This window comes from Endozoicomonas sp. ONNA2 (assembly GCF_024606365.1).
Classification (GTDB): Bacteria; Pseudomonadota; Gammaproteobacteria; order Pseudomonadales; family Endozoicomonadaceae; genus Endozoicomonas.
This window is the reverse complement of record NZ_JAHHPO010000139.1, coordinates 1-8327: the sequence shown is the minus strand read 5'-3', so window position 1 is coordinate 8327 and position 8327 is coordinate 1. Positions and strand designations below refer to the sequence as shown.

6 protein-coding genes are annotated in these 8327 nt (G+C 47.4%); 3 read left to right on the top strand and 3 right to left on the bottom strand.

Features of this window, described 5'->3' with window-relative positions; all coding sequences use genetic code 11:
- Both KDK14_RS02610 and KDK14_RS02605 read left to right on the top strand, forming a co-directional pair.
- On the top strand, nucleotides 1-853 hold an 853-nt coding region (locus tag KDK14_RS02610; protein ID WP_257263466.1), incomplete at its 5' end, for an ankyrin repeat domain-containing protein.
- 553 nt (nucleotides 854-1406) lie between these two features.
- A complete protein-coding gene (locus tag KDK14_RS02605) occupies nucleotides 1407-2258 on the top strand; it encodes a death domain-containing protein (protein WP_257263465.1) in 852 nt (283 codons plus the stop codon).
- 89 nt (nucleotides 2259-2347) lie between these two features.
- Here the strand turns inward: KDK14_RS02605 and KDK14_RS02600 are convergent, their stop codons facing one another.
- The 3 genes from KDK14_RS02600 to KDK14_RS02590 all read right to left on the bottom strand — a co-directional run bounded on the left by KDK14_RS02600 (nucleotide 2348) and on the right by KDK14_RS02590 (nucleotide 5562).
- Nucleotides 2348-3196: a hypothetical protein gene (locus KDK14_RS02600; RefSeq protein WP_257263464.1), complete on the bottom strand. Its 849-nt coding sequence runs from the start codon at nucleotides 3194-3196 to the stop codon at nucleotides 2348-2350.
- 357 nt (nucleotides 3197-3553) lie between these two features.
- Entirely contained in the window at nucleotides 3554-4492 is a 939-nt protein-coding gene (locus KDK14_RS02595) for a hypothetical protein (RefSeq protein WP_257263463.1), read from the bottom strand.
- A 449-nt stretch (nucleotides 4493-4941) separates the two neighbouring features.
- The gene (locus KDK14_RS02590) at nucleotides 4942-5562 is read right to left on the bottom strand and encodes a TetR/AcrR family transcriptional regulator (protein ID WP_257263462.1); all 621 of its coding nucleotides are present in this window, start codon (nucleotides 5560-5562) and stop codon (nucleotides 4942-4944) included.
- Nucleotides 5563-5811: 249 nt separating this feature from the next.
- Here KDK14_RS02590 and KDK14_RS02585 point away from each other — a divergent pair, with 249 nt between their 5' ends.
- Complete coding sequence (locus KDK14_RS02585) at nucleotides 5812-7830, top strand: NADPH-dependent 2,4-dienoyl-CoA reductase (RefSeq protein ID WP_257263461.1); 2019 nt, start codon at nucleotides 5812-5814, stop codon at nucleotides 7828-7830.
- Nucleotides 7831-8327 lie beyond the last annotated feature (497 nt).

Here is an 8327-nt window from a genome sequence, read left to right as displayed (position 1 = left end):
TCAGGATGGCTATACACCTTTGCACTTTGCTGCTGAGAATAATAGCGTCAGATGTCTGGAAGCCCTGATCAAGGCTGGGGCCAATATCAATGCCAGAGAGAAAAAAAATGGTTATACGCCTCTGCATATTGCCGCTGCCAGGGGCAGCACCGAATGCCTGCAAAATCTGCTTGAATTCGATGGCGTGGATATCAGCAGGGCTCTCCATTGCGCTGCCGCAACCGGCAATGCAGGGGCCGTCAAGGCGTTAATGGCCTTTCCGGGTATCCAGGTCAATGAAAAGGATAACAACGGCGATACCGCTTTCCACTTGGCTGTTCGTAATGGCAAAACAGAGAACGCCAAGGTGTTGCTGGGCATTGATCGCACCTTGGGGTTTGCGGCTCTCTACTCAACTGACCGCAAGTTCGTCAAGTTATTACTGGTCAATGACCGCTCGTTTTGGCTAGAGGCTCTCAAGGCTCTCCACTGCGCTTCCAGCAGTGGCGACACAGAGTTTGTCAAGTTATTGCTGGCCATTGACCGCTCTCTGGCCGAATACAGTGATCACAATGGCTGGACGGCTCTACAGTTCGCTGCAGACAATGGCTGCATAGATACCGCCAATGCATTGCTGGGCTGTTGGCGAACCCGCAATCAACTCAAGAATCTCAACAAAAAGAATATAGATGGCGATACGGCTCTCCACTTGGCTGCCCATGGTGGCTACCCAGAGATCGTCAAGGCATTTCTGGCCATTCCCGGTATCCGGGTCAATGATAAAAATAACACAGGCTGTACGGCTCTTGACCTAGCCACCAGCAATGGCCACACCGTGTGCAAGGAACTCCTTGAGGAACAGGACCGGTCCTGATTCTTGATCTGACCATTTAAAGCTCCACCTCATACTGCGCCAGATCGGGCGCACTATTATTGGTCTCAACTTTCAGAATAAATGCCTTTTCCGCCCACTGACTTGACGGTAATAACCGAACCATCCCGAAGCTCTGCCTGGCATCAAAACCCGGCCATGGTTATAAATAGCGGAGCCATTGCTGGAGGTATGTTCGAAGTATTGCTTCACATAAATCTTGAATTTTCTGATTTTTATACCATTCTCTAAATCACTACTTTTTATCCATGCTTATCAATATGGTTCTAAAGTCTTTCAATTATATCGACTGGTCTTCTCTTGAAGAAAAATGCACAGGTGTGCAAAAGAGTTAACTGCCTTGAAACACGATATAGAGAGATGGAAGAAAGGGTTGATAAAAATAGTGAAAAAACGCAGTAAGTCACCATCGTCTAAAAGTTATCAAACAGCTTGCAAACGCAGTGATTCTACTGGCCATACCACTCAGGAAAGTGTTGCTCCAAAAATAACAAACCCAACCCAAAAAGTCTGAGACAGCCTTAAGGAAATTATTATGAATCCAACTCATGGTGCCACTCATCAATATCATGCTTTTGGTCCCAATCATCCCACCGGAGCACCGCCACCTTACAGCGAGTCTGCCACTCCCAGGCCTACGGAGGTAGAGGCGGCCAGAACATTGATGAACCAGATGTCTGGTATGGGTTTTAGCCACCCGGAGTGCAAGCCCATTTTAGTGCGTCTGATCGGTTTGTATAATGCCTTGGCGGAACGTACGGAAGATAAGCTATTGCTTGCAGCACAGGATGAATTTAGTGCCTGCTATCCAAAACTGAACCATTGGATTAATAGCAACCTGGTCTTTCTTCGCGACAATCAGGTTTTCGAACTTGCCTTTGTCAGCGGCCGCTTGTCCGAATATCAGAATGCGCAGGTCAACTCGAACAGTGTTGATCAAACCAGAACAGATTTTTTTCGCCGGTATTTCCAGCAGGAGGGAACGACAAACGGGCTACAAAAGCTTGGATTACTGGGTAGCCTGGATATTTTATACGCAACTCAGCATGCTAGCATGTATGCGACTTATCAAGGCCGCCCGGAGCTGGAACTGATAACAGCAACGCAAGAGACAATCAAGTTTGACTTTGCAGGCGTGTTTAAGATAGTTACTGAGGTTTCCGCCGAATGGCGATGGCTTGCACGCGGACTAGGAAATGATGAACCCTACATAAAAAAAGTTTTCAGTGACTGCAAAGGTAGTTGTCAAAAAGCAGTGCTTACCGTGGTGAATGATTTTGCCCTTCATGGGGGTACAGAATACGAGTTGATCCCAGCATTAGAGAGAATGGATAAAAACAGACTTGCCCAAAAACTGAATCTTTACTTGCAGTCTGGGAGGTCATAATGACTTGGAACCACAAAGGTCACTAAGAAGGGATTTTCTTTTCCTTCGTGTCCTTTGTGGTTCGTCAAAAAAGTAACGGCTCCGACAAACTATTCGAAGACTTCCGTTATCTCTGCTGTTTTAGTTCCTTGCATATACAAAATATTCTGAATACAGGAATCCAGATCTTTTTTTAATTCCTGATAATCTTCATTACCTGATGTCACAGAAAGTACATTGTTCATAATAGGATGACCTTGGCTTATCAAAAACTGTACTTTTTTTCCAAAAGTAATGAATTCATCCTCAACTAAAGAAATAAAATTTGGTTTTTGAAAAGCTTCAATACTCGTTCTGATGGCAGGCATCAGAGCAGGAAGTTCATAAAGGACCAGCTTCATAGTTTCTTGCGTTTGCTTATCGAATTGCAGTTTGCCAAATCGGGTTTTGAATTGTTCCAGGGCCTGTTCTGCTAATTCAGTAGTGATCGTTTGTGATGAATCAATTGCATTGTCATCAAATCCTAATTCCAATTCCTCATTCCAACTTTTCAGTTCGCTGATGATTGTTGCAGGGGAGGCATTCTTAATTTCTGATAGTTCATCGGCTAAAACTACCGAGTATTTCAGGATATTGTCTACCTTGGTAGAAATTGGAATAAGCCTTGATACCAACTTATAAAGCTCAACCATGTTCAACCGCAATTGTTTCAACCGCTGGTCAACACTACTGTCTGAATTGGCTGGCGCTGCACACAGACGCTGAGAGATGTTTCCTGGTCTCATCGTATCTGGTGCATGATTGCTGGCTACGGTTGAGTTTCGGACACCGCAGCTTTGGCGAACCACAAAACCACGAAACGGCCCTATCATGGCACTAACTCTCGCCAGGGGTGCATCATCAGGTCCGCTGACGATGGCTTGGTTATTGGTAGAATTGATATTACCGGTGTTGTTCATTACAACTCCTTACGTTGTGAGTACTGTGTTAGTGATGGAGGTGATAGTTTACAATAAATCTTGATATCTTTGACCAAAATGGCAACAAGAAGTTTCTGTGATTCTAATGAGGTAGTAGCAACCGTTGCATAAGACGGCGAAAAGCAAACCAGGATATTTCCAGCATAGATTGCTGTTATGAGCCAAGGCGGTAGCTTCAGATGTACTTTTCAGAACTGTCACTCCTGGAAACCTGTTCGCCTGATGGAAATAGGAAATAATTACCTGGAAATTCGTCCGCATTTCTGACTTTAGGAGAACCATCCTGCACTTGGTAAAACGAATTATTCATGAGACCGTGTTTTTCAGCGTTATTTGTCAGGATTCATCACGCTCCTTTCGCATATTCAAAATTGGCAGGTGTAATTTTTTGGCTATTTGTTGCATTATCAACAGCCATTTCCCAATATCCGGATCATCTGGGTTTGGCATATATTGAACCCGACCATAACCAAAAAAAATGCCAATAATTTTTGCCTGACTACGTTTACCTTCATGAACAACATCAGGGTAAAAAGCAATTTCATTTAAAAATGAACAATCACCAATTTCTTCCCGAGTACAACAACCCTTGTCTCTTGGTCCGAATGTTTTACGCTGGCGTAATTCTTCATCATGTCTATCACTCCCTTTACAGTAAACAGCAAGATCATTACCAGCATCTTTAGCACTCGCATAATCTTGGTAGCCAAGATCTTTTGCTGCTTCATCAAATATTGCATCAAGTTCAGCCCCGGAAAGTGGATTGGGTGACCAGTAGATAGATTTGAATATCTGCGTATCAGGCATGTTGAACTTATCAATATCCAACATGCTGAGCATGGGAACATATGCATCATTGGGGGATGCGGCAAAAATATTTTCCTTCGGTACTTGATATATGTAACCAAAAGGATACCAGAATCGCATTTCCTGTTTGTCTTCTTTAATTCTGCCACAGGAAGCAGAAATCGTGGGTCGGTTAAGTGCCAGATAATACGAGGAGCGTAATATGTCTGACGGAGTCATTTTATCGCCGTCCTCAAAAATAAATTGGCAAAACGTTGAGTACGATTTTTGCCCAACACCACCGGCGATGATGCTTGTTGGATCATTTTTTTCTTCATCCCAGCCTGCCAATTGATCAAATCGCTCAGGAATAGTGCCAGCAAGATCAAACGGTTTCCGGGGAAATGTGCGAAAAGGCTCTGTGGCAGGGTTGTCAGGGGAGCCATCAGGTTTTGTACGTATTGTTAAAGATGCCAGCTCCGGTGGCATGGCCAACATATCCAGGGTAATACCACTGGTAAATGGTGCATCTTCAGGATTGCTGACAAAAGGGCTGGAAGCCAGTTTGTTAACTGCACTGCATTCATCATGGGAATCACCGGTTTTCGTTGGGACAGACGGGTCATTAACAGATATTGATTTTTCCAATAAACCTGAATGCTCTCTCCTGTCGAAAGTGTGAGCAGGCTGACCAAGTCCAGTGTCCGAGACTGAAACGGTAGAAAGACTACGACCGATAAAATTAATGCTCTCCGGTTCTATATGGGGCAAAGGGAGTGGCGTCTCCGGTTCAGCAGGAACAATATTTTGTGAATTAATATTCATTTAAATATTTCCTTTATTAACGGTTCAGGAATTAAAGAAATTGTTTTTTATATAAATCACTAACCGACCAAATATAGCTGACCCGGACGCTGAGTAAAGAATAGTTTTAAATATTAATCAGGGCTTTGAATGGCTGCCAGTATCATTGCCACTGCACTGTCCGACATGGCATCAATGGAGTTTTTATCAAGGTAAATACCATCGTTCAATAAACGACTCATACCGTGCAGCATACTCCAGCTCACCTGGGCAAGGCGCAGACAATCAGTACCTGTTGCTGACTTGCCCTTGTCCTGCCAGCTGCGGATCAGGTCGACGCGGATCAGGTCGACATAGTGCTGAAAACAGGCAAAAGAGGCCGTTTTCAGACTCTCCGTTGGTGCACCATTTTTCCACACCGGACGACCGAACATCAGGTCATACTCCTCAGGATGCTCCCGGGAAAAATCCAGATAGGCATGGACAAAAGCCGTTAACCAGCTGTTCATGTCCCGTTCACGCATCAGTTGCGCAAAGTGTGCCTGCCACTTTTCAAACCCTTGCTCGGCAATGGCACAGAGCAACGCATTCTTATCTTTAAAATGGTGATAAGCCGCCGTTCTGGAGACCCCTACCCGTTCCGCCAGTGCACGCATGGAAATACCATCCACCCCCTGCTCCCCAATCATCCGGGTTGCCTCTTCCAGCAGCTCCTGGTGAAGGTTGCCATGGTGGTAGGATTTCTTGTAGGTCATATGTCGTTTAGATCTCGTGTATTAGCTGTTGGAGCAATCCTTGAATAACTTCCACATTTTTACCAACGCTATCCGCTGCCCGAAAGACAGAGTCCCTTGCGCTTATGCGGGCAGCGGGCATCAACCTGTTCCCTGACTGAGTATATTGATGAAGTCCGCAGTCAGTGCAAATTACCTTGACAGTGTCAAATTACCAACTTATCTTGACAGCGTCTAGATGAGGCGTCGAATCACAGGAAGGATTATAAAATGACTACTCCCTACCCACATCTTCTGGCACCGCTGGATCTGGGTTTTACCACGTTGAAAAACCGGGTTTTGATGGGTTCCATGCATACCAGCCTGGAAGAACAGCCCAATGGTTTTGAACGACTGGCGGCTTATTTTGCCGAACGCGCAGCTGGCGGTGTGGGACTCATTGTGACGGGCGGTATTGCGCCGAACCCGGTAAGTGGAGGCATGCCCGGTGCTGCCACCATGGAAACCATGGATGATGTAAGACACCACCAGTTGGTCACAGACGCGGTGCATAAGGCTGGCGGTAAAATCTGCATGCAGATCCTGCATACCGGCCGATATGCCTATCACCCAAAATGCATCGCTCCCAGCGCAATTCAGGCCCCTATCAATCCCTTCAAACCTAAAGAACTGACCACTGATGAGATCGACGAGCAGATCGAGAGCTTTGTCAACTCTGCCGCCCTGGCAAAAGAAGCAGGCTATGATGGCGTGGAAATTATGGGGTCCGAAGGTTACTTCATCAACCAGTTCATTGCCAATCGCACCAACCAGCGACAGGACGAATGGGGTGGAGAATACCATAAGCGCATGCGCCTGCCGGTAGCCATGGTGAGTAAAACCCGGGCAAGAGTAGGCCCGGACTTCATTATTATCTACCGCCTCTCCATGCTGGACCTGGTAGAAGGCGGCAGTAGCTGGGATGAAATCGTGGCACTGGCCAAAGCGATTGAGCAGGCGGGGGCCACTCTTCTGAATACCGGCATTGGCTGGCACGAAGCCCGCATCCCCACCATAGCAACAATGGTACCAAGGGCAGCCTTTACCTGGGTGACGGCCAAAATTCGCAACGAGATCAATATTCCGGTCATCACCTCCAACCGGATCAACATGCCGGAAACCGCAGAAGAAGTTCTGGCCCGTGGTGATGCGGACATGGTGTCCATGGCCCGTCCTATGCTGGCCGATGCCCAGTGGGTGAACAAGGCGGCACAAGGCCGGGCCGATGAAATTAATACCTGCATTGGCTGCAACCAGGCTTGCCTTGACCATGTCTTTGATATGAAACCGGTCAGCTGTCTGGTAAACCCCCGGGCATGCCATGAAACCGAGCTGAACTATCTGCCAACCAATGAAGCCAAGAAATTGGCTGTGGTAGGAGCGGGTCCTGCGGGCATGGCATTTGCCACCACAGCCGCCTATCGTGGTCACAACGTCACGCTGTTTGACGCTGCCGACACCATTGGCGGGCAGTTTAATATCGCGAAAACCGTCCCCGGCAAGGAAGAGTTTGCAGAAACCCTTCGTTACTTTAAACGACAGATCGAGCTGACTGGCGTCGAGCTGAAACTCAACCACAGAGTAACGGCTGACGAGTTGGAAAACAGCGACTTTGACGAAGTCATCATCGCCACCGGTATCACCCCCAGAAATCTGGCGCTGGAAGGTATTGATCATGCCAAGGTCCTGAGTTATCTGGATGTGTTCAAGGGAGCGGCGGTGGGCAACAAGGTAGCCGTTATCGGTGCCGGTGGTATTGGTTTTGATGTGTGCGAACTGATTACCCAAGAAGGACCATCCAGCAGCCTTGATATTCCGGGCTTTATGAAAGAGTGGGGCGTGGATATGACATTGGCAAATCGCGGCGGCCTGCTGAGCGAAAACGAACATCCGAAATCTTCCCGAGAAGTCTTTCTGCTGCAGAGAAAAAAGAGCAAGCCTGGCAAAAACCTCGGCAAAACCACCGGCTGGATTCACCGCTCATCACTGGCTAAACGCGGGGTACGTATGGTACCAGCCTGTGAGTACCATAAGGTGGACGATCAGGGTCTGCACCTGTCCATTGCCGGTGAACCTCAAGTGCTGGAGGTGGATAGCGTGGTTATCTGCGCCGGCCAGGAACCCATGCGAGCACTTGCCGATAGCATCAGCGGCAAGACAGTCCACCTGATTGGCGGTGCGGATGTGGCTGCAAAGCTGGATGCCAAACGGGCGATCAACCAGGGCTGCCGACTGGCTGCTTACATTTAATAGTGACACCAGCAAAGGGGGCTTGCCCCCTTGCATCCATTAAAGGCCGCCAAGATACAACGCATCCGATAAAGGCAGGGCAACCACCGCCAAATACGAAGCAATCGATAAACACAAAAATATCAGAGCCAGGGCTAAATACTCAGCATCCGACCAAGGTGAGGAGGCAGGAATCATCATCAATGCAAGACCATACGCCTATCAAACTGCTAAAAAAAATGGTTTTAGTGAAGAACTCGCGAGAAAAAAAGGGGAGTTGGCCGCTAATGCAAAAAGAGCAAAATAGCATCAGTGTCTGTGCCCCTACTTTTCAGCGCTTGTGAATGATGAAAGATTCTCGAACAGCCTCCCGGAATCACCTCAGCCTGACAACGGGGCTCTGGATAGTCTCAGGTCAAAGTACAACGCCGTTTATCAAGGAGTAAGTAGTTGGCCGAATGGGATCGTATATTTCTGGCTAAGTGGGCAGTTACTATGCAAGGCGCAACGTAGGGAGC